The 20,772-nt window shown below is 62.7% G+C and carries 17 protein-coding genes; 5 read left to right on the top strand and 12 right to left on the bottom strand.

What is annotated here, in order from left to right; translation table 11 throughout:
- Position 1: 1 nt before the first annotated feature.
- On the bottom strand, positions 2-427 hold the full coding sequence (locus tag ACTAQJ_RS09580; RefSeq protein ID WP_498701818.1) for a hypothetical protein: 426 nt from the start codon (positions 425-427) through the stop codon (positions 2-4).
- Positions 428-526: 99 nt separating this feature from the next.
- Between ACTAQJ_RS09580 and ACTAQJ_RS09575 the strand changes: the two genes are divergently transcribed.
- The 3 genes from ACTAQJ_RS09575 (at position 527) to ACTAQJ_RS09565 (ending at position 2,886) form a co-directional block, all read left to right on the top strand.
- Positions 527-1,123: a dihydrofolate reductase family protein gene (locus ACTAQJ_RS09575; RefSeq protein ID WP_498701817.1), complete on the top strand. Its 597-nt coding sequence runs from the start codon at positions 527-529 to the stop codon at positions 1,121-1,123.
- 139 nt (positions 1,124-1,262) lie between these two features.
- Entirely contained in the window at positions 1,263-2,528 is a 1,266-nt protein-coding gene (locus ACTAQJ_RS09570; RefSeq protein WP_498701816.1) for an MFS transporter, read from the top strand.
- Positions 2,509-2,886: an ArsR/SmtB family transcription factor gene (locus ACTAQJ_RS09565; protein ID WP_498701815.1), complete on the top strand. Its 378-nt coding sequence runs from the start codon at positions 2,509-2,511 to the stop codon at positions 2,884-2,886. The genes ACTAQJ_RS09570 and ACTAQJ_RS09565 overlap by 20 nt, the downstream gene beginning before the upstream one ends.
- Here ACTAQJ_RS09565 and ACTAQJ_RS09560 read toward each other — a convergent pair.
- Positions 2,883-3,902, bottom strand: a complete 1,020-nt coding sequence (locus ACTAQJ_RS09560) for a LacI family DNA-binding transcriptional regulator (protein WP_498701814.1) — start codon at positions 3,900-3,902, stop codon at positions 2,883-2,885. The two genes, ACTAQJ_RS09565 and ACTAQJ_RS09560, sit on opposite strands and share 4 nt — an antisense overlap.
- Positions 3,903-4,036: 134 nt before the next feature.
- On the opposite strand from ACTAQJ_RS09560, the gene ACTAQJ_RS09555 reads away from it, so the two are divergent.
- The gene (locus ACTAQJ_RS09555) at positions 4,037-5,485 is read left to right on the top strand and encodes a sugar porter family MFS transporter (protein WP_498701813.1); all 1,449 of its coding nucleotides are present in this window, start codon (positions 4,037-4,039) and stop codon (positions 5,483-5,485) included.
- Between the two features lie 74 nt (positions 5,486-5,559).
- Here ACTAQJ_RS09555 and ACTAQJ_RS09550 read toward each other — a convergent pair whose 3' ends face one another.
- The 8 genes from ACTAQJ_RS09550 to nirB form a co-directional block, all read right to left on the bottom strand.
- Positions 5,560-7,092, bottom strand: a complete 1,533-nt coding sequence (locus ACTAQJ_RS09550; protein ID WP_498701812.1) for a glycoside hydrolase family 32 protein — start codon at positions 7,090-7,092, stop codon at positions 5,560-5,562.
- A 36-nt stretch (positions 7,093-7,128) separates the two neighbouring features.
- A complete protein-coding gene (locus ACTAQJ_RS09545; RefSeq protein WP_498701811.1) occupies positions 7,129-8,016 on the bottom strand; it encodes a carbohydrate ABC transporter permease in 888 nt (295 codons plus the stop codon).
- A gap of 1 nt (position 8,017) precedes the next feature.
- Positions 8,018-8,980: a carbohydrate ABC transporter permease gene (locus tag ACTAQJ_RS09540; RefSeq protein WP_498701810.1), complete on the bottom strand. Its 963-nt coding sequence runs from the start codon at positions 8,978-8,980 to the stop codon at positions 8,018-8,020.
- A gap of 89 nt (positions 8,981-9,069) precedes the next feature.
- On the bottom strand, positions 9,070-10,365 hold the full coding sequence (locus tag ACTAQJ_RS09535) for a sugar ABC transporter substrate-binding protein (protein WP_498701809.1): 1,296 nt from the start codon (positions 10,363-10,365) through the stop codon (positions 9,070-9,072).
- Positions 10,366-10,518: 153 nt separating this feature from the next.
- Positions 10,519-11,538 (bottom strand): LacI family DNA-binding transcriptional regulator, encoded by a 1,020-nt coding sequence (locus ACTAQJ_RS09530; RefSeq protein ID WP_498701807.1) that lies wholly within the window; start codon positions 11,536-11,538, stop codon positions 10,519-10,521.
- Positions 11,539-11,733: 195 nt separating this feature from the next.
- Positions 11,734-12,891, bottom strand: coding sequence for a uroporphyrinogen-III synthase (locus ACTAQJ_RS09525; RefSeq protein WP_498701806.1), 1,158 nt, complete (start codon positions 12,889-12,891; stop codon positions 11,734-11,736).
- A gap of 10 nt (positions 12,892-12,901) precedes the next feature.
- Positions 12,902-13,936, bottom strand: coding sequence for a uroporphyrinogen-III C-methyltransferase (gene cobA / locus ACTAQJ_RS09520; RefSeq protein WP_498701805.1), 1,035 nt, complete (start codon positions 13,934-13,936; stop codon positions 12,902-12,904).
- An 8-nt stretch (positions 13,937-13,944) separates the two neighbouring features.
- Complete coding sequence (gene nirB, locus ACTAQJ_RS09515; RefSeq protein WP_431119203.1) at positions 13,945-16,590, bottom strand: nitrite reductase large subunit NirB; 2,646 nt, start codon at positions 16,588-16,590, stop codon at positions 13,945-13,947.
- Between the two features lie 282 nt (positions 16,591-16,872).
- Here nirB and nirD point away from each other — a divergent pair, with 282 nt between their 5' ends.
- Positions 16,873-17,241 carry a nitrite reductase small subunit NirD gene (nirD, locus tag ACTAQJ_RS09510; protein ID WP_431119205.1) on the top strand — a complete coding sequence of 123 codons (369 nt, stop codon included), beginning with the start codon at positions 16,873-16,875 and terminating at the stop codon, positions 17,239-17,241.
- A 21-nt stretch (positions 17,242-17,262) separates the two neighbouring features.
- Here the strand turns inward: nirD and ACTAQJ_RS09505 are convergent, their stop codons facing one another.
- On the bottom strand, positions 17,263-19,008 hold the full coding sequence (locus tag ACTAQJ_RS09505) for a phospho-sugar mutase (protein ID WP_498701804.1): 1,746 nt from the start codon (positions 19,006-19,008) through the stop codon (positions 17,263-17,265).
- A gap of 100 nt (positions 19,009-19,108) precedes the next feature.
- Complete coding sequence (locus ACTAQJ_RS09500; protein WP_498701803.1) at positions 19,109-20,740, bottom strand: glycoside hydrolase family 32 protein; 1,632 nt, start codon at positions 20,738-20,740, stop codon at positions 19,109-19,111.
- Between the last annotated feature and the right edge of the window lie 32 nt (positions 20,741-20,772).

Raw genomic sequence — 20,772 nt, 5'->3', positions numbered from 1 at the left:
GTCACGCGATGATCCGTGTGTACACCAGGTCGAAGTCGTGCTCAAGCGGTGCGCCGAGGTAGGTTCCCCGCTCCCAGCGCCCCGTGATGGTGGTCCCGTCCTCGCTGATGTGGCCGATGTAGCGCTGCGGCCAATCGGGCCCATCCCGGAAAAGGGTCCACACGTTCCCTTCCAGGGTCATGTCCAGGAGGCGGGCGACGCCTCGGGAATCGAAGTAGTGCTGCTGAAGTGCGCCGTCTGATCCTGTAGCGCCGATGGCGCAGATTGCATTCGGGAATTCGGGCCTCTCAACAGTGGAGCGTTGGATGAGGAAACCGCCGCCTGGCAGCCATTCGAACGTTGTTCGGCCCACCGCGTCCATGCCGGGGGCCGTAGTTTCCCATTCGCCGACCAGGATGTTGAGCCGCTCCAGCAATTCGGATGTCATTGGTCCTCCTGAGATGTGTAGCCCCAGTTTCCGCCGCAGCTGAGGATTTGGCGAGGGCCGCTCTGGTTGGTGAAGGTTTCCCAGTGGCATGATGGGCCCATGAGCCGAGTGACGTGCGATCTGACCATCTCCCTGGACGGCTTCATTGCCGGTCCCAACCAGCGAGTCTCGGAGCCACTGGGCGACGGCGGCGAACTCCTGCACCGATGGATGTTTGAAGAGGCCGAAGCCAACGCCGCCCAGGTTGAAGAAATCCTCGCGGCCGGTGCGTTCATCATGGGGCGGAATATGTTCGCGGGGCCCGGCCCAGACGTCTGGGACGAGGAATGGCGGGGATGGTGGGGTGAGGAACCGCCCTATCACGCGCCGGTTTTCGTCCTGACCCACCATCAACATGAGCCGTTGGAGATGCAGGGCGGCACCACCTTCCATTTCGTGACCGACGGGATCGAATCCGCGCTTGCCCAGGCACGGGAAGCTGCGGGAAGCAAAGACGTGGCCATCGCTGGTGGAGCCCAGACAGCCCGGCAGTACCTTGACGCGGGGTTGATGGACGAGCTGCGGCTCCACATTTCGCCCATGATTCTGGGTGGAGGCGAGCGGTTGTTGGAGGGCGTGGGCAATCTCAAGCTTGAACCCACGGAAGTGGCAGGCACCACGCTCGTCACCCATGTGCGGTACCGCCTGCCCCGGTAAGTCCTCGCCTGACACCACCCGCCTGCACCACATCCAGCCCAAGCATCGGCCACTTTGAACAAAGGGCCTTCAACGCCTATTCTTTAAGCAACAAGTGCACACGAGTGCACATATGTACTTATTGATGGGTTGGATTGCGATGTTGTCGGTTTTGCGGGATTCGACGTACCGGCGGTTGTTTGCAGCGCAGATCGTCGCTTTGGTGGGAACTGGTCTGCTGACCGTGGCTCTTGGCTTGCTGGCGTTTGACTTGGCTGGCAGCAACGCAGGTGCCGTGATGGGAACGGCGCTAACCATAAAGATGCTCGCTTATGTTGGTCTCGCTCCTGTGATCAACGCCTTGGTGGAGCGTCTTCCGAAGAAACCGGTGCTGATCGGCGCGGACCTGGTCAGGGCTGCCATGGCCCTCTGCCTGCCGTTCATTACCGAAGCCTGGCAAATCTACGTCGTGATTTTCCTGCTGCAATCGGCATCCGCGACCTTCACGCCGGCGTTCCAATCCCTGATTCCCACTGTGCTCAAGGATGAAAGAGACTACACGCGGGCCCTGTCTTTGTCGCGGCTGGCGTATGACATGGAAGCCCTCGTCAGCCCGGCAGCGGCGGCCCTGCTGTTGAGTATCACCAGCTACAACAACCTGTTCCTTGGCACAGTCGCGGGGTTCTTGGTTTCCGCTGGCCTGGTGGCAATGACTGCCCTTCCCGCGTCTCCGGTTGGCTCAACCACCCAGGGATCTCTCTGGCACCGCACCACCTTGGGTGCCAGGATATTTTGGCGGAACCGGAGACTCAGATCCCTGCTCGCCCTGAATGTAGTGGTGGCAGCACCCACAGCCCTGATACTGGTCAACTCTGTGGTTTACGTGCGTGAAGTCCTCCACCGGCCTGAGACAGATTTGGCATTGGCCCTCGCCTGCTTCGGAGTGGGCTCAATGATTGTTGCTATCTCGGCCCCCAAAGTGCTGGAACGGTTCGGGGACCGGGCTGTGATGCTCACAGGCGCCACGCTGATTCCACTCGGGCTGGCTGGGGCGACGGCTGTCACCCTCACGGCTGGGCCTGGAGTGGGATGGTGGCTGCTGCTGGGCTTGTGGTTCCTGTTGGGCGCAGGCAATTCGACCATCCTCACTCCGTCCTCACGCCTACTGCGCGAAGCATCCACGGAACAGACGCGGCCCTACGTCTTTACTGCCCAGTTCTCGCTCTCTCATGCTTGCTACATCCTCAGCTATCCGTTGGCGGGATGGCTTGGAGCTGCCGCCGGTTTGGGTTGGGCTGCAGGTGCCCTGACAATTCTTGCGATACTGGGCAGTGCAGGAGCTTTCCTGTCCTGGCCACGGCATGATGCCGGGGGAGCAGGAGCACCCGATCTGAAGGAGCGCTACGTTGAGCAGCCAGCCGAGTAATCCTTTCCCTGACGCTCCCAACGAGCCCTCGCTCTTCCACCCGGTCACGGCGGGACCCGAACTACTGGAAAGCGCGGCCGGGACTCTTCGAATGCTCGCAGAACCTACCCGGTTGCACCTGCTGTGGCAGCTCGCCCAAGGCCCCAAGACCGTCACAGAACTGGTCGAAGCAGCTCTTGTCCCGCGCACGGTTATTAGTCAGCACCTGGCCAAACTGAGGCTCAGCGGTTTGGTCGACACCCGAAAGGACGGGCGGCACGTCATCTACAGCCTCCATGACGGCCACTTGGTGAGGCTCATCCAGGAGACCATCAACCTCGCCGACCACCAGGTCACTGGCGAACCCACTCATAACTAACCCGCCACGCGCCTGACCGGCGCTGTCGAGTTGCGCACCACCAATTGCGGCATGAGGCGTTCGTCCGCGATAGGGGCATCCGGATTATTGAGCCGTTCCAAGGCTACTGTGCCGGCGGTCCGACCCAATTCAACAGCATGCAAGTCCACGGACGTCAGGTCGATGCCGTGCAGATGTGCGGTCTTGGTATTGTCATAGCCCACAAGGGACAAATCTTCGGGAATCGAGAGTCCCCGTGCGTAGGCGGCTTCACGTACGCCAAGCGCCAACTGGTCGTTGTGCGTGAAAATCGCAGTCGGCCGGTCGGAATGGTCTAGCATCTGTGCGGCGGCCCGCAGTCCTGCATCCGGTGTGAAGTCCTCTGCTGCGACCGTCTGCGGTGAGAGCCCGGCGTCGCGCATTGTTTGCTCGTAACTCTGGCGGCGGACGACGTGGCCGTCGTAGACCGGGCCAGAGAGATGGGCGATGCGCGTATGCCCGAGGCTGAGGAGATGCTGGGTTGCCGCCCGCGCCCCCGCAAAGTCGTCCGAGTACACGCTGTCCACGCCGCGCACCGGCCTGGTCACACTCACCAGGGGGACGATCCGGGCCATCTCCTGCACGTGTTCGTCCGAGTCCAGCAGCGTAGCTGCGATGATAATTCCGACCCGGGCCTCAATCAGCGATTCCAGCGCGCCAGGATCTACGCCGTCCACGGACCGCGAAACGCTCAGGATGAGCCGGTTGCTGTCTTGGGGGAGCGCTGTCCGGACGCCGCTGAGAACATCGGCGTATATCTCGTTGCGGATGTCCAGCAGATAAAGCCCGACGGCGGAACGGTGCTTGCGTGCCAGATCGGCCGCTACCGCGTTGGGCCGGTACCCGAGACGCTTGGCGGCCTCGAAGATGGCCTGCTTCGTCTCGTGGCTGACACCTGGTGCGCCGCGGAAGGCGAAGGAGACCAAGGTCCGGGAAACACCCACTTCGCGCGCGACGTCGCTTTGCGTGGCGGGGCGGTGCTGAGCGTCAGGAGCCATAGTTCATCCTCCCACGGGGGAAAGAGGAAAATTCGTCATTTGTTAGTTTGACCTTACATTTAAGCCTTTCGCGCGTTAGTCTGTACTTCAGGGCAGGCGACTATGGCCTGCAACACACTGACAAAGGAGTCCTGATGTCTGCTACGCAAACGCAGAGCAAAGGAACCGGCAATGCTGCCCTTCCTCCGCTAACCAATGGCCCGCATCGTAAGCGCCTGGGCCTTGTTGCCCTGGTGGCTACGTTCGGGGGCCTGTTGTTCGGCTATGACACTGGTGTCATCAACGGCGCGCTGAGGCCAATGACAGCCGACCTCGGACTGACACCGCTGACGGAGGGGATCGTCACCAGTTCACTGTTGTTCGGTGCAGCTGCCGGAGCTGTGGGCGGTGGCCGCCTCTCGGACAGCTGGGGCCGCAGGAAGACGATCATCCTCCTGGCCGTGCTGTTCCTCATGGGTACGTTGGCCTGTGTCTCGGCGCCAAGCTTCGAGGTAATGGTCCTCGGGCGCGTCATCCTCGGCCTGGCCGTTGGCGGTGCTTCCACTGTGGTGCCCGTCTTCCTTGCCGAGCTGGCGCCGTACGAAATCCGTGGTTCCCTGGCCGGGCGGAACGAACTCATGATTGTCATCGGCCAGCTGGCCGCGTTCGTTGTCAATGCCATCATCGGCAATGTCTGGGGCGAAGTTGGCGGAGTCTGGCGCATCATGCTTGCCGTTGCCGCGCTTCCCGCCATCGCACTGTTCTTTGGCATGCTGCGGATGCCGGAATCTCCACGCTGGCTCATCTCAAAGGGTAGGAACCCGGAAGCCCTGGCAGTGCTGAAGACCATTCGCTCGGAGGACCGCGCCGAAGCAGAAATGGCGGACGTGAAGCACCTGGCGGACGAAGAAAGAGCATCGAGGGCTACATCATGGGGCGCACTGAAGGACAAGTGGATCCTGCGCATCATTCTTGTAGGGATTGGGCTTGGTGTTGCCCAGCAGCTGACGGGCATCAACTCGATCATGTACTACGGCCAATCCGTACTCGTTGAGGCGGGATTCAATTCCAATGCCGCGCTCGTCGCCAATATCGCGCCCGGTGTGATCGCCGTCGTCGGTGGTGTCATTGCGCTGACGCTGATGCAGCGCGTCAACCGCCGCACAACGCTGCTCCTCGGTTTCACCTTGACCACGGTCTGCCACTTCCTCATCGGTATCGCATCGATCGTCCTCCCGGTGGGCAACGCGGCCAGGCCGTTCGTGATCCTTTTCCTGGTGGTTGCATTCGTGGGATCGATGCAGACGTTCCTGAACATTGCGGTGTGGGTGATGCTGTCCGAGATCTTCCCTCTGCACGTCCGCGGCTTCGCCATTGGCCTGTCCGTTTTCTGCCTGTGGATCGCCAACGCCCTGCTGGGTCTCTTCTTCCCCACACTTGTTGCCGGGATGGGGATCACAGGAACATTCTTCCTCTTTGGTGTCGTGGGCATCCTCGCGCTGGTGTTTATCTACACCCAGGTCCCGGAAACCCGCGGACGCACGCTGGAGGCTCTCGAGGAGGACGTGACCACGGGCGCCATCTACCTGGTGCACAAGAACTAGTCAGTTTTCCAAAACCGCCGGAGGGGAGCGACGCTCAACGCGTCGTTCCCCTCCAGCGGTTTGCGAACCTCTAGTTAGTGCACGACGGCGAAGCTCACCAGGCTTGCCCCCTCACCTTCTGCAAAGAAGGCCACGGCGGTACTGGAGTCCGCCGGAAAGATTTGGTCGGTGATGGTCGCCCTGCCGTCCTGGGCGAAGACCTCGACGGAACAGCGATCCAGGAAGATCCGAAGCCGTATCCGGCCATCTTCCAACGGCACAGCAACGCGATCCACTGACGGAAATGCCTCGTGGAATCCCACGTTGCCGGATTCGGTGCGGTCCAGGCTGAGTTCCTCCGTTGCGGGGCTGTAGGCCAGCACTGTGCGCTCTGAGCCTGCGGAAAAGACACACGGCGCGGCGTCTCGCTGCGGGTCGGCCCGCAGCACGATGCCGACCCTTCCGGCATGCCCGGGCTCGAACTCGGCATCGATCCTCAGCACGTCCCCGGATACCTCTTCGGGAAGCCACGTCAGGCCGGATTCCAGCCGTTGCCGGCCCAGTGTCATCTCCGTCCCATGGCCTTCGAAAGGGTCAATGGCCTCCTGTACCAGCACGGGACGCCCGCCGCGGGAAACCAGCTTCACTTCGCGAACGAGCGACATGGCGCTGCGCCAGCCGTCGGAGGGTGTCTCAGCGCCGTACTGCCAGTTGTTCATCCAGGCGATCATGAGCCGGCGTCCGTCGGGCACGTTGCTGAAGGAGACGGCGGCGTAGTAGTCCCGGCCCCAGTCGAGCCAGCCGTAGTCGGCCATCCGGGTGTCATCGGGCTGGAGGCCTTCGGTGACGGTAGTTTCGGAATGGAACGTCACGCCGTCGAACGTTCCGAGGAAGTACTGGCCGCCGGAGCCGCCGGCGATACCGCCCGGGCTGAGATTTACCACCAGAACCCACCGGGTGTTGGAGGCGTCGCCGTCCACGGGAAGTTCAAAGAGGTCCGGGCATTCCCACACGCCTCCGGTGGCGTTCGCCGGGCCGAAGGTGCTGAGGTATTCCCAGGACAGCAGGTCCGGTGAGCTGTAGAGCACGACTTCGCGGCGGGCTGCTTCGACGGCGACCATCACCCAGTAACTGCCGGCGTCGCCGTCGTACCAAAAGACCTTCGGATCCCGGAAGTCCGGCGAAACCCTGTCCAGCACCGGGTTCCCCGAATACTTCGTCCAGGTGGTGCCGGCGTCCGTGCTGTAGGCAAGGGACTGCGCCTGGAGGCCGGCCATGGGCGAGCCGGAGGTGTAGGCGCTCGTATAGATCGCCACCAGGGGCGGGTTGTCCGCAGTGCCGAAACCGCTCGTGTTATGGATATCCACCACAGCGGAGCCGGAGTAGACGGCTTCTTCGTCGTCGCAGGGGATGGCCACGGGCTGCTCTTCCCAACGCAGCAGGTCCACCGAAGTGGCATGACCCCAGGACATGTTGCCCCACGTATCGCCGTCCGGGTTGTGCTGGTAGAAGAGGTGGTAGACGCCATTGGAGTAGAGGAGCCCGTTGGGGTCGTTGAGCCAGTTGCGCTGCGCGGAGTAGTGCCACTTGGGCCGGTACCGGCAGTCGAGGTCGGTGGTTGTGTTCATGGGAGTATTTCTCTTTCGCATGAGGGGCAAGGCGGGTCAGCCCTTGACGCCGCTGGAGGCGATGCTGTTGATGAAGGAGCGCTGGAATGCGATGAACAGCACCACCACCGGGACGGTGATGAGGGAGGCATAAGCCATGACTTCGCCCCAGGAGACGTTGAGCTGGAAGAAGTATTGGATGCCGATCATGACGGGTCGGAGCTCCTCGGACTGGACCACCATGAGCGGCCACAGGTAGGAGTTCCAGGCGGGAAGGAACGTCAGGATCGCCACCGTGGCTGTCGCTGGGCCTGCCAGGGGCATCACCACCAGGCGGTAGATCTTGAACCACCCAGCGCCGTCAATCCTCGCGGCCTCATCCAGTTCCTTCGGGATCGACTCAAAGTACTGGTGGTACAGGTAAATGGAGAACGCATTGGCGATGAACGGGATGATCTGGACCTGGTAGGTGTCCAGCCAGCCCTTGGAAATCTCCAGGCTGAACCCGTTGAGCTCAAAGAACGGCAACTGGTTCACCCACCACACCAGCGGCAGCGCCAGCGTCTGGAAGGGCACGATCAGCGTGGCCAGGATCGCCGTGAACACTATGCGCTTGCCGCGGACCTGCATCCGGGACAAGGCGAAGGCGCAGAGGCTGTTGATGAAGATCCCCAACACCACCGTCACTGCAGAAACCCCGATGGAGTTGATCAGGAAGCGGGCGGCTGGCACACGGTCAAACACGGCAGCGTAGTTGTCGAACGAGATATTGCCGATGGGCAGGAAGGCTGCCACCGAGGACATGTCCCCGAAGATCTGCTGGTCCGGCTTGAGCGAAGACACCACCATGAACAGGAGGGGGAAGGCGGCGACCACGCCAAACAGGATCCGTACCACCGTGGTCCCTGCACTGCTGAGACCCTTGGATGCGAGTGTCTCTTTCATGTCAGTCCTTCTCTCGGGTCAGGTAGCGCTGCACTGCGGAGATCAGCAGCACCAGGACGAAGAATACGAGGGAGATGGCCGAGGCATAGGATGTTTCCTGCTGCTTGAAGCCGGAGCGCACCGCCTCGAAAATGATGGTGGTGGTGGAATCGAGCGGGCCGCCCTGGGTCATGACGCTGACTTGGTCGAAGAGCCCGAGCGCCTGGATCGTGATGGTCACCAGGATCAGGGTGCGGGTGTGCTTGAGGCCCGGCCAGGTGACGTAACGGAACTGGTGCCAGCGGCTTGCCCCATCAAGTTGGGCTGCCTCGTACAGCTCCCCGGAGATGCTCTGCAGGCCGGCGAGCCAGATGATCATGTGGAAGCCGGCGGCCTGCCAGATCGACAGGATGATGATGGCCGGCATGGATGTGGCGGGATCGTTGAGCCAGTCCGGGCCGTCGATCAGGCCGAAGCTGGCCGCGGACAGGAACTCATTGATCAGCCCGTCCTTGCGGTACATGAACAGCCACAGCAGGGACACCACCACCATGGACGTCACCACGGGAAGGAAGTACAGGGTCCGGAAGAAGTTCACGCCGCGGAACTTCTTGTTGATCAGCAGCGCCATCGCCAGGGCAAGGCCCGATTGGACGGGCACCACTACAACCGCGAAGTAACTGACGTTCAGCAGTGCCCGCCAGAATGTGGGATCCGTGAAGAGCCGGATGAAATTATCCGCACCCACAAACTCAACGGGTCGCGGTGACACAAGGCGGGCGTTGGTGAATGCCAGTCCGAAGCCCAGGATCGCCGGGAGGAAGACAAAGAGCAGCAGCAGGGCTGCGGCGGGGGCGATCATTGCCCACCCGCTGAGCTGCTCGCGCAGGTAGCGCGGCCGGCGATGAGGTTTGCTGGGCGGTGCGGCGGGGGCGGGGGCCGCCAGGCGGCGGCCGGGAGTAGGAGGAATTTGGGTGGTTGTCATGGGGTTCTCCGTTGACAGTCGGGGGCCGGGAGGTCCGACGACGACGGCAGGTGAGTACCGCCGTCGCCGTTCCGTTCGGCTGCCGCCGACTAGTTCTTGTAGCCGCCGTTGGACTTGATGTTGGCGTCAATCGCCTTGACCGCCTTGTCCAGGGCAGTCTTGGGATCCGCGCCGGCCAGGATGTCCTGGACAGCCTTGCCGTATTCGGTGGCGATGAACGGGTAAGCCGGGGATTCAGGCCGCAATACCGCGTACTGGCGGGAGAACTCCATGAAGATACGGTTGGCACCGCCCTCGGCGAATGCGGGAATCAGGGCCGCGGCTTCATTAGTGGCGGGGATGCCTCCCGTTGCCTTGATGACCGAAGCCACGTTTTCCGGCTTCAGGGAATAGGACAGGTAGTCCATCGCGGCGTCCATATTGTTGCAGCCGCTGGTGACGCCCCACTGCCAGGAAGCTCCGCCGATCTTGGGACCGTTGCCCAGATCCACGCTGGGCATGACCACCAGCTCATCTCCCAGGGCGGCCCGGGCCTTGTCGCCTGCCCAGGAACCGGTGTAGAGGAGGCCGCTCTTGTTGTTCAGGAAGTCCTGGGTGGAATCTTTCCCGCTCTTGGTCGCCATGAAGCCCTGATCCGCCAGCCCGCGGAACCACTTGGCCCATTCGACGGCTTTGTCGCCATTAAGGGCTCCGTCAGCAGACTGGTAATCCTCGCGGTTGATCAGGTCTCCGCCGAAGGACTGCAGGAACGGCGAGTATGCATAGGGAAGCCACTCGCCCGTTCCGGCAGTACCCATGTCCAACGGGTAATCCCATTTACCCAATGCCTTGAGTTTGGTGAGCGCGTCCTGGAACTCGTCCTTCGTCCATGGCTTCTCAATGGTCGCGACCCGGACGCCCGCCGCAGCAAGATCAGATTTGCGGGCAAACATGGACAAAGCGACGTCGCCGTACCCAACGGCATAGGTCTCTCCCTGCCACTTGGCAACGGTGCTGGGGAGGTTCTTGGAAAGGTCAGCGGACAGCTTCAGTGGCGCCAGGTACTTGGCCCACGCCCAGTTGGGAACGTTGGGCCCGTCAATGTCCACGATGCAGGGAAGTTTCCCGGCTGACGCGGCCCCAACGACGGAATCGTTGTAGGACTCCTGCGGGAAAGCCTGCACCTTGATCTGCGCCTTCGCACCGCTGCTTTTGTTATAGGAGTCAACGATCGCCTGGGTTGCCGCCAGTTCTTCCGGGTTTCCGGCGGCGTGCGTCCACATGGTGATCTCTTTGGGGCCTTCGCTTGTGGACGAGGAGCTGCCCTTGCTGCAGGCGCCCAGGCCGCCAACGAGGGCCGCCGCAGCTATGCTGGTTGCCAGGATCCGTGTGAATCGTGTGTTCATGATTCTCAATCTTTCTGCTGTTTTTGGGTGTGGATGATTGGCCCGGGTCCTTTGGGGCGCAGCCGCTGCAACGGCTGCGTCCCTCTCTTTGTGGAATCCGGTGATGTGACGTCGTGTTTTGACGTGGTCTTTTGCGTGGGTTAGTGGTCTGTGTCAGTGTGGCGGCGCCACCGAGCCCCGTTCGATGACGGGGCAGAGGAGTTTTTTCTGCCCCGGCGGCGTGCCGGGTTTTTCAATGTCGTCCAGGAGCCGGGTAACGGCCCAGCACCCCATCTCGTAGTGCGGAAGGGCAACGGTGGTCAGCCCTGGCCATAGCGCGTCTGCGATGAGTTCGAGGTTGTCCATTCCCACCACCGAGAGGTCTTCCGGGATGCGGAGGCCTGCTGCGGAAGCTGATTGGTAGGCTCCCATGGCCATGCGGTCGTTGAAGCAGAACAGGGCAGTGGGCCGATCAGGTAAGGACAGCAGTTGTGCCGCTGCTTGCCTGCCACCGACAGTGTCCGAGAGTGCGGAGGCGACGAGCCGGGGATCTTCCGGCAGCCCGTTGCGAATGAGGGCGTTTCGGTAGCCCTCCAGCCGTCCGTGCGTGGCCGGGATATCATCAATATTGTTGATCATCCCGATCCTCTGATGCCCTGCAGCAGCCAGGATTTCCACCGCACTTTCTGCGGCGGCGATTTCATCCGGGACCACTGAGGAGATTGAACTGTCAGCGGAGGCCGCGTCCAGCAGGACGGTAGGTACTTCGTAAAGTTCCTCCGGAACCGTGACGCCCTGGTGGTACATCCGGGCGTAAATGATCCCGTCCACCTGGTGTTGCTGGAGGGTTTGGATTTCGTGTTTCTCAAGATCGTTGTCAAGCCCTGAATTGAGCACCATCAGCAGGTAGCCCCGCTGATATGCAGTTTCCTGGGCACCGCGGATCATGGCCCCCGCAAAGGGCGTGGTGGTGATTTGATCACTGACGAGGCCGATGATCTGCGAACGCTGGTTCCGCAGTCCGCTCGCCAGGCGATTGGGGGCGTAGCCCAGGTCCTTGGCCACGGCCCGTACGTGTTCTTGCGTTTTGCGGTTCACGCGATCGCTCGTGGCGTCGTTGAGTGCATGGGACACCGTGGTGATCGAAACGCCGGCAGCCTTCGCCACTTCGCGGATGCCTACCCTCGTCGTCATCGACAGTCCTTTGCAAAACGTTTTGGATGTTGTTTGAATCACACTACCTAAAACGTTTTGCAGCTGTCAAGGACAAGGTTTCTGCCAAGGAAATGTTCCTGTCAGGACAAGGCGCGCGACAACAGCGCAGATCCGGTTAACGGCGAAAAGCACCGCAACGTCCTGGACGTTGCGGTGCTTTCCTGGGGGGCGAATCTAAGCCCGCAGGCGATACCCGCGCTTCACCACGGTTTCTATGAGCTTGCCGTCCGGAAGCGAGGAACGCAGACGGCTGACGGTCATGTCCAAGGCGTGCACGGAACCGCGGAGGTCCAGGAGATCCGAGAGCGCTTCACGGGACAGCACCGCACCACCGGCGCCGAGCAGGGCCCGGAGCAAGAGCAAGGGCGCCGGAGCGAGTTCTACTACTTCGCCGTTGATCCGCAGGCAGCGCCCCCGGAGTTCGATGGTGGCGCTCTTGGTTTCCAGGCGGCGCACATGGTTCAGGGACAGGTGCTCTGTCACCAGGCGAATCAGGGCGCCCATGCGGTAGCGCTCGGGAATGAGTGGCGTCAGCCCGGCGTCGACCAGTGGCTGTGCGGTCACGGGCCCGACGGCAGCAACCGTCACGGGACCTTTGAGGGCTTCAATAAGCTGGCGGTACAGGCCCATCTCGTGCGCGGTGCTCCACATTGCGTCCACTGCCGGGGCGCTGGTGAAGGTCAGGACGTCAAGGTTGCCGTTGCACACGGCCTCGATCAGGCGCGGCAGTTTGTCCTCGCCGTCGGGCTTGACCCAGCGGTAGGGCGTCACCGTCAGGACGGTGGCGCCGGACATGCGCAGCCGCTCCAGCTGGCGCACATCCGTGTAGCCGTGCAGCTGCACAGCAACAGTCTTGCCCCGGACGCCCTCCGCCAGGAGCATGTCCACGAGTGTGGCCGTGGTTTCGTCACTGCTGATTCCGACGTCGGCAAGGCCGGCCGCGCGGACGGCACCGCGGGCTTTGGGTCCCCGAACGAACATGCGGCACGCCGAGAGTGTTTCCAGAAGTTGCTCGCCGATGCCGAAGGAGTCCGCTGCCTCGCACCAGCGGCGCATTCCGTAGGCCGTGGTGGCGATGCAGATATCCGGCTTGGCGGCGATGATGGTGCGGGTGTCCTCGATGAGGACCATGTCCTCCTGCACGGGCGCGATCTTCAAGGCCGGAGCATGGAGCACGCTCGCACCGCGGCGTTCCAGGGCCTCGATGAGGTCCCTGGAACGGCGATGCGAGGTGACGCCGATGCGGAACCCGTCCAGCGGCGCTTCGGTAGCTTCTGAAACGTCCGTGGCGGTTGTGACGTCTTGGATTTCAAGTGCACGTGCAACAGTCATTGATTTACTTTCAGGCTTCAAGGAGCGAAGCCGCGAGTCGGCTCAGTTCAGCGGATGCTTCGGCATGATTACGGTTGGCTTCAGCCACCCGGACCACCTCGCCTATGACCAGCACGGCCGGGTTGCTGCAACCGGTGGCCGCCGTTTCGATCGTACCCAGATCGGCGATGGTGGTGCGCTGGCCCGGGCGGTAGCCGCGCTCCACCACGGCCATCGGCATGTCGGATTCCATGCCCGCGCGGCGCAGGCCGGCGGCAAGCTGCGGGAGGGTTCCTATGCCCATGAGGACAACGATCGTGCCGCCGAGTCCTGCCAGGTGCGTGTGTTCCTTCTCGGTCAGGGGAGCGTGTCCGGAGACCACGGTGAACATGTGGCTGACCTCGCGGTGCGTTACCGGAATCCCTGCTGCGGCCGGAACGGAGATAGCGCTCGTGACGCCGGAAATCACGCGGACGGGAACGCCAGCGGCAACACAGGCGGCCACTTCTTCGCCGCCGCGGCCAAAGACGTATGGATCGCCGCCCTTCAGCCGAACCACGTTCTTGCCAAGGAGGGCAGCTTCCACCATCAGTTTTTCGATGTCACGCTGCGTCACCTTGTGGTGGCCAGGCTGCTTTCCAACGTCCACCAGCTCGCCGGACGTCAGGTCGGCCAGCTCCTGGTACGGGGCCAGGCGATCGTAAAACACGACGTCGGCATCCCGCAGGGCGTCTACCGCACCAACGGTGAGGAGATCCAGGGCGCCCGGACCACCGCCCACCAGGGTCACCTGGCCTTCGGCGCCCGGTGCCGGCTCGAAGGCAACCGGAATCCCGGCACCACCGCAGCGTTCCACCAACGGCTCCCAGCCGGTGTCGCCGTCGTCCACCACTGCTACCAGGAACGGACGCTCCGGAAGCGGACCGTCTCCGGGTGCGCCAGAAGGTGTGCTGAGGCGGAACACCTTGGCCCCGGCAGCCTGGTAGCGGCGAACCGCTTGGCGGGCGGTCTTTTCGGATCCGGTGACGAGGACTTCGCGGCCTGTTAGATCAATGGTGAGCTGCATGGATACCCCTAGTTCTCTGCGCCGACGGGTTCTGCGCCGACGGTTTCGCGGCGGACCGGGATAGTGGAGGCGATGAGCACGCCGCCCTTTTCCTCGTTCGTCGCGGGACGGATCTGGCCGCGCTCCGGAACGAAGGAGATGGACTCGTCCTTCTGGTTGGGGGCGTTGACGAAGGAGCGGAAACGGCGGAGGCGCTCCGGGTCCTTCAAGGTCTCAGCCCACTCGTCCTCGTAGGTGTCGATGTGCTTGGCCATGGCGGCCTCAAGCTCTTCGGCGATGCCCAGGGAGTCGTGTACCACTACTTCCTCGACGTGCTTGATGCCGCCGTCGAGCTCTTCCTGCCAACGCGCGGTGCGCTGCAGGCGGTCTGCGGTACGGATGTAGTACATGAGGTAGCGGTCGATGTACTTCAGCAGCGTTTCGTCATCCAGGTCCTTGGCGAGCAACTGCGCGTGTGCCGGGGTAGCACCACCGTTGCCGCCCACGTACAGGTTCCAGCCATCAGCGGTGGCGATGACGCCGACGTCCTTGCCGCGGGCTTCTGCACACTCGCGGGCACAACCGGAAACACCCATCTTCAGCTTGTGCGGGCTGCGCAGGCCCCGGTAGCGCAGTTCCAAAGCGATAGCCATGGCTACGGAATCCTGGACGCCGAAGCGGCACCATGTGGATCCGACGCAGGACTTCACCGTGCGCAGGCTCTTGCCGTAGGCCTGGCCGGATTCGAAGCCGGCGTCAACCAATTCCTTCCAGATGTCCGGCAGCTGCTCCAGGCGGGCACCGAACATATCGATGCGCTGGCCACCGGTGATCTTGGTGTAAAGGTTGTACTTTTCGGCGACCGCTGCGATGACCCCGAGACCCTTGGGAGTGATTTCACCACCGGCAATGCGCGGAACCACCGAGTAGGTGCCGTCCTTCTGCATGTTTGCCAACGCGCGGTCGTTGGTGTCCTGCAGGGAACCACGGCCGGCATCCAGGACGTAGGCGGAGTGCTGGCTGGCCAGGATGGAGGCGATGGTCGGCTTGCAGATATCGCACCCGGCGCCCGTTCCATACTTGGCCATGATCTCCTCGAAGGAGGTCAGTTCCAGGACACGGATGGCATCGAACAACTCCTGGCGGGACAGGCTGATGTGCTCGCAGAGGGCCTTGGAAACCTCGATGCCGGACTTCTTCAGTTCGCCTTCGAGGAGCTTCTTCAACATGGGGACGCAGGAACCACACTGGGTGCCGGCACGCGTGCAACCCTTGAGCTCGCCGAGCTCCTGCACGGGAGCGTTGCCCTCGCAGGCACCGCAACCGTTGACGGTGTCACGGATGGTTCCGGCGGACACGTTGTTGCAGGAGCACAGGATGGCATCGTCCGGAAGCTCGGTTTCCGGTGCCTCGCCGCCACCGGCAGCGCTCAGGAAAGCGCCGGGTTCGGCCGGCAGCTCACGTCCCAGCAGCGGGCGCAGGCTCATGTAAGGGGATGCGTCACCCACGAAGATGCCGCCCAGGAGGGTCTTGGCATCGTCAGTAGTGACGATCTTCTGGTAAACGCCACGGGCGGGGTCGGCGTAGACGATTTCGAGGGAGTGCTCGGTGCGGGCAAAGGCATCACCGAAGCTCGCAACATCTACACCGGACAACTTCAGCTTGGTGGCGGTATCGAAACCGGGGAACGTGGCCGCCCCGCCGTGCAGGCGGTCCGCCACGATCTCAGCCATGGTGTTTGCAGGAGCAACGAGGCCAAGGCACATGCCCTCGAAGTTGGCCACTTCACCGATCGCCCAGATACCGTCCACCTCAGTGGCACAGAAATCGTTGATCACCACGCCGCCGCGCTGGCCCAGGCTGAACAGCTGCTCTTCGCCCTCAGCTGCGCGGAAGAGGTCATCGCGCGGCTTCACACCGATAGCCACGATCACGAGGTCCGCATCAATAGTCCGGCCGTCAGCCATCAGGACTCCGGTGACGTTGCCGTCGTCGTCCGTCAGTACTTCGGACGGGAAGACGCCACCGTGGACCTCGAAGCCCTTCGCCTCGATCAAGCGGCCAAGCGCCTGGCCGGCGCCTTCATCCAGCTGCGTGTTCATGAGCCACGGTGCACCGTTGATGACGATCGGCGTGGCGCCCAACTGCTCAGTGCCTGCAGCGGATTCAAGGCCCAGCAAGCCACCACCGATGGTGACCGCGTTAACCTTGCGGCCCAGCTTCTCGCGAAGCTCTGCAATGGCCTTGTTAATGGCCCAGACGTCCTCGAGCGTCCGGTAAACGTGAGTGTGCTCGGAACCAGGGATGGGAAGCCGGGCTGCATCCGAACCCGAGGCAACCACCAGGTGGTCGTATTCGTACTTGTTGCCTGCCGCCGTGAGGACACTCTTGGCAACGGAATCGATCTTGACTGCGCGCTCGCCGGTCTTCAGCGTCAGGGCCTCGTGCTCCCACATGGCAGCATCGCCCAGGGTGAGGTCTACATCGGTTTCCGTCAGGGCCTTGCTCAACGCAACGCGGTCGTAGGGGAGGTGCGCCTCTTCGGTCAGCACCGTAACCTGCCAGCCTTCAAGACCGCGGTTGTACATTGCGTCGGCGAAACGGTGGGCCGCAGGGCCGCCTCCGACGACAACGATGCGGCGCGGGTTCTCTGTACTTGAAGTGTGTCCGGTCACTGGTGGGCCTTTCGCAGATGTTGCAGACGGATCTCCGCAACTTGTGCTTCCAGCCTAGGGACGGGCAGTTTCGCTTCAGTTTCCCCTTTGTTTCGTGATCTTAACTTCTGCATCACGAACGCATTTCGCGGGGTGTGAGGTCTCTTTTACGCACCGGACACAAATGCGGACCCCCGATGAAACACCCGCGCCCTAGCTTTGAAGAGTGGCCGCAAGCGTGGCCCGGTCCGGGGGAGTGAAGGTGGAAATTGCCAGCGCCCGGACACAGTGAGAGGGGCTGAAATGACCGTAATTCTGGACCGTGCCGACGAACTGACTACTACCGCCGTTGGCGAATGGCACCGTGTGTGCCCGGTGGACGAACTCGAAGTGGCCTGGGGCGAAGCGGCACTCATCGAAGGCCGGCAGGTAGCGTTGTTCCGCATCGCACCCGGCGAAGTCTTCGCCGTCGCACAGCAGGACCCGGCCACCCTGGCCAACGTCATGGCCCGCGGCATTATCGGGTCCCGCGGCAGCCGGCCAACCATTGCGTCGCCGCTGCACAAAGAGGTTTACGACCTCGAAACCGGTGAGTGCTTCACGGACCCGGGCCTCAAGCTCGCAACCTTTGCCACCCGCCTTGTGGATGGCTACATCGAGGTCGAACTCTAAGAACCCGCCAGACTCCGGCGGCTACAAGCCCAACGCTTCGCGGACATCCCGAAGGACATCGTCCAGGGATGTCCGCGCTGCTTGGCGTGCAGCGGGAAGCTCGGCCGCCGACTCCACAGCCTGGATGACCTCCAGGTAACACTTGAGCTTTGGTTCCGTGCCGCTGGGCCGGATGATCACGCGGCTCTGGTCCCGTGTGAGGTACAAAAGCCCGTCGGTGGGCGGCAAGGATTCGCTGCCTTCGGCAAGATCGGTGAAAACCTCGACGGCGGAGCCTCCAAACGCTTCCGGCGGGTTGACCCGCAAGCGGTTCATCATGGCATCCAGGAGCCCTAGGTCCGCCACGCGGATGCTCAACTGGTCACTCGCATGAAGCCCGTGCACCAGGTACAGCTCATCCAGGGTGTCGAAGATCGTCTTGCCCTCGGCCTTTGCGGTTGCTGCCAATTCGGCGATAAGAACTGCCGCTGAGATGCCATCCTTGTCCCGGACCAGATCAGGCGCCACACAATATCCCAGCGCTTCCTCGTACCCATAGGTGAGTCCCGGGACGCGCGAAATCCACTTGAAGCCCGTGAGTGTCTCCTCATGGGCATAGCCCGCAGCGGCCGCAATGCGTGACAACAGCCGTGAGGAAACAATGGAGTTGGCGAAGACGCCTGCCCGGGGTTCTTCGCCGGCGCCTGCAGCCATGCGCGCAACGATGTGTGCGCCCAGCAGCGCGCCAACTTCATCCCCACGCAGCATCCGCCAGGCGCCGGTGGCGGGGTCAACCGCAGCAACCGCAGCCCGATCGGCGTCGGGATCGTTGGCCAGGACGATGTCGGCACCCAGGTCCGCCGCGGCCGCAAGCGCCAGGTCCAGGGCGCCTGGTTCTTCCGGGTTGGGGAATGCGACGGTGGGGAAGTCGGGGTCAGGTTCGGCCTGCTCGGCGACGAGGGTGACGTCCGTGAAGCCTGCTGCGTTCAATACCGATACGGCTGTTTCACCACCCACGCCATGCATGGGGGTGAGGACAATCTTCAAGTCCCGCGAGGGGAAGTGCTCTGCATCCACCAAGCCTGCCATTGCCGCCTGGTATTCCGTGGCGATTGAGCCGGGAAGTACGGTCCAGCCAGCTTCGGCCAATTCGATAGACTCCAGGGTGCCCACGGTCTCAATCTTTTCCGCAATCCGGGCATCGTACGGGGCAACGATCTGTGAACCCCTGCCGCTCTCGGTCACGGCGTGCCGGCCAAGATAGACCTTGTAGCCGTTGTCCTGCGGCGGATTGTGGCTCGCAGTGACCATCACACCGCCATCGCAATCCAGCGCCCTGACCGCATAGGCGAGCAACGGCGTCGGGAGTGCTGCCGGCATGAGGAAGGTTTCGATCCCCGCCGCTGTGAAGATGGCAGCCGTCTCTTCGGCGAAAATGTCCGAGTTATACCTGGCGTCAAAGCCGACGACGGCGCGCGGCCGGGTACCAGGAGCAGCTGCGGACACCGCTTCGTTCAGGAATGCAGCCAAGCCAGCCGCTGCCCGGCGCACCACCACCCTGTTCATCCGGTTGGGTCCTGGGCCGAGAGCCGCTCGAAGGCCCGCGGTGCCAAACTGCAGGGTGCCGCTAAAGCTGTCGCCCAATTCCTGGACTGCTCCTGCGTCACCGCCGCTGGCGAGGTCGGTGAGCTCAAGGAGAGCGGCCGACGTCGTGGGGTCCGGATCGTGGGAAGCCCATTCGCGGGCGTCGGTGAGCAGCTGGTTAAGGGCGGCATCGCTTGATGTCATAGGGACAAAACTATCCTCATTGCCCACGTCAAAGGCAACGCGAGGTCAGATATGGCCCATAAATCCAGTCGCAATGGGCCGTATCTGACCCCGCGTTGCTTCAGAGGGCGCGGGATTGGACGGTGAAGTCCGTGTTCCCATCCATGCTGAACACAGAACATCCCGTGTTGTCCCAGTCCGGGAAGAAGATGTCCGAAATAACTGCCGCCCCATCCTGGGCGAAGACCTCCACGGACGAGGAATCCAGGAGGATGCGCAGGCGGACCTTGCCATCGCTGCCTGAGGAGGGCAGGGCAACCTCGTGATAAGGGCTGAATTTCTCGGAGAAGTTGCTGGTCCCGGCTTTGGAACGGTCAACCTTTACCGTGCGCTTTTCCTTGTTGTAGGAGATACGGAGGCCAGCGCTGCCGTCAGCGGATCGACGAAGGAGAATTCCTGCTTCCCGGGCAGAGGTAAGGTCCATTTCGAGCTCAATGAGCTGCGTACGGCTGGCAAAATCGGCGCCAAGATCCTGCGCCTCCAGGCCGACGGTGAGGTTTTTGCTCCTCATCTCACCTGAGCGTTCGAGTGCCTCCCTCGCCACGCCGGCAATTGCCGATCGCAGTTCGAGCCGCTTCTGGCCCCGGACCAGGGTGAGTTCGCGGGGGATTGCCATGGACCCGCGCCACGGCGTGGTGGGAACGTGTTGGGCGTAATCCCAATTGCCCATCCAGCCAAGGAGCACTGGCTTGCCGCCGGGCGCTCCGGAGATGGAGTTTGCCGCGTAGTAGTCGGCGCCATGGTCCAACCACTGGGACTCGGTGAGCGGAGCATCGGCGGGCGCGGCGTTTTCGGCCGTGAAACGGGTGCCGTCGAATTCGCCCACGAAGTACTGCATGCCCGAGCCACCCGCGATGCCGCCGGGGTTGATGCTCAGCAGCATGACCCACTTCTTCGCGGTGGACTCCTCTACGTCCATCTGGACAAGTTCCGGCACTTCCCAGAGTCCGCCCTGGGCGCCGACCCCGGAGAAGTCACTGAGGAAGTCCCAGTGGAGAAGGTCCGTGGATTTGAACATCTTCACTACCTGCGCGTCCGCCACGACCGTGGTCATCACCCAGTATCGGCCGGGTTCGTACCAGGTGATCTTGGGGTCGCGGAAGTTGTTGTTGGTGGGCGCCAGGTTCAGGACGGGGTTGCCCTTGTACTTCTGCCAGGTGCTTCCGTTGTCCAGGCTGAAGGCCACGGATTGCGCTTGCGCACCTTGGGGGAGCGCGCCGTTCTTTCCATATGCGCTGGTGTAGAGGGCCACCATGGGCGGGTTCTGCGCAGATCCCAGACCGGACGCGTTGTTCTTATCCATCACGATCGAACCGGAGAAGATTTCCTCCTGCGGGCTCGCCTCCATGGCAACAGGCTGCTGTTCCCAGTGCACCAGGTCCTTGCTGGTGGAGTGGCCCCAGGACATGTTGCCCCACGAGTTCCCGCGAGGGTTGTACTGGTAGAAGGCGTGGTAGGTCCCGTCGTGGTACACGAGGCCGTTGGGATCGTTGAGCCAGTTCTTTTCAGCAGTCAGGTGGGCTGCGGGCCGCCACGGATCCGAAGCGGATGGCCGGTGCCCGCCTGGGGTGGGGGCCGACGTCGGGCTTTCCGTTGCTGGAGCGGTGCAGGCGGCAGCGGAAAAGGCGACCACGACGGCGGCACTTGCGGCCAGCAGGTGACGGCGGGACAGGCGGGGATTGGGGTAAGTCATGGGGAGAGATCCTGGGGTTGGGGAGTGGCAGG

The sequence above is a fragment of the Arthrobacter sp. alpha11c genome (assembly GCF_054149985.1).
The sequence above is the reverse complement of the archived record's forward strand: the minus strand, read 5'-3'. Positions and strand labels throughout refer to the sequence as shown.

What these genes read in the sequence shown, in the direction of transcription:
- ACTAQJ_RS09580 (WP_498701818.1), bottom strand. Translation starts at nt 427, where the DNA reads ATGACATCCGAATTGCTGGAGCGGCTCAACATCCTGGTCGGCGAATGG.
- ACTAQJ_RS09575 (WP_498701817.1), top strand. Translation starts at nt 527, where the DNA reads ATGAGCCGAGTGACGTGCGATCTGACCATCTCCCTGGACGGCTTCATT.
- ACTAQJ_RS09570 (WP_498701816.1), top strand. Translation starts at nt 1,263, where the DNA reads ATGTTGTCGGTTTTGCGGGATTCGACGTACCGGCGGTTGTTTGCAGCG.
- ACTAQJ_RS09560 (WP_498701814.1), bottom strand. Translation starts at nt 3,902, where the DNA reads ATGGCTCCTGACGCTCAGCACCGCCCCGCCACGCAAAGCGACGTCGCG.
- ACTAQJ_RS09555 (WP_498701813.1), top strand. Translation starts at nt 4,037, where the DNA reads ATGTCTGCTACGCAAACGCAGAGCAAAGGAACCGGCAATGCTGCCCTT.
- ACTAQJ_RS09550 (WP_498701812.1), bottom strand. Translation starts at nt 7,092, where the DNA reads ATGAACACAACCACCGACCTCGACTGCCGGTACCGGCCCAAGTGGCAC.
- ACTAQJ_RS09545 (WP_498701811.1), bottom strand. Translation starts at nt 8,016, where the DNA reads ATGAAAGAGACACTCGCATCCAAGGGTCTCAGCAGTGCAGGGACCACG.
- ACTAQJ_RS09540 (WP_498701810.1), bottom strand. Translation starts at nt 8,980, where the DNA reads ATGACAACCACCCAAATTCCTCCTACTCCCGGCCGCCGCCTGGCGGCC.
- ACTAQJ_RS09535 (WP_498701809.1), bottom strand. Translation starts at nt 10,365, where the DNA reads ATGAACACACGATTCACACGGATCCTGGCAACCAGCATAGCTGCGGCG.
- ACTAQJ_RS09530 (WP_498701807.1), bottom strand. Translation starts at nt 11,538, where the DNA reads ATGACGACGAGGGTAGGCATCCGCGAAGTGGCGAAGGCTGCCGGCGTT.
- ACTAQJ_RS09525 (WP_498701806.1), bottom strand. Translation starts at nt 12,891, where the DNA reads ATGACTGTTGCACGTGCACTTGAAATCCAAGACGTCACAACCGCCACG.
- cobA (WP_498701805.1), bottom strand. Translation starts at nt 13,936, where the DNA reads ATGCAGCTCACCATTGATCTAACAGGCCGCGAAGTCCTCGTCACCGGA.
- nirD (WP_431119205.1), top strand. Translation starts at nt 16,873, where the DNA reads ATGACCGTAATTCTGGACCGTGCCGACGAACTGACTACTACCGCCGTT.
- ACTAQJ_RS09505 (WP_498701804.1), bottom strand. Translation starts at nt 19,008, where the DNA reads ATGACATCAAGCGATGCCGCCCTTAACCAGCTGCTCACCGACGCCCGC.
- ACTAQJ_RS09500 (WP_498701803.1), bottom strand. Translation starts at nt 20,740, where the DNA reads ATGACTTACCCCAATCCCCGCCTGTCCCGCCGTCACCTGCTGGCCGCA.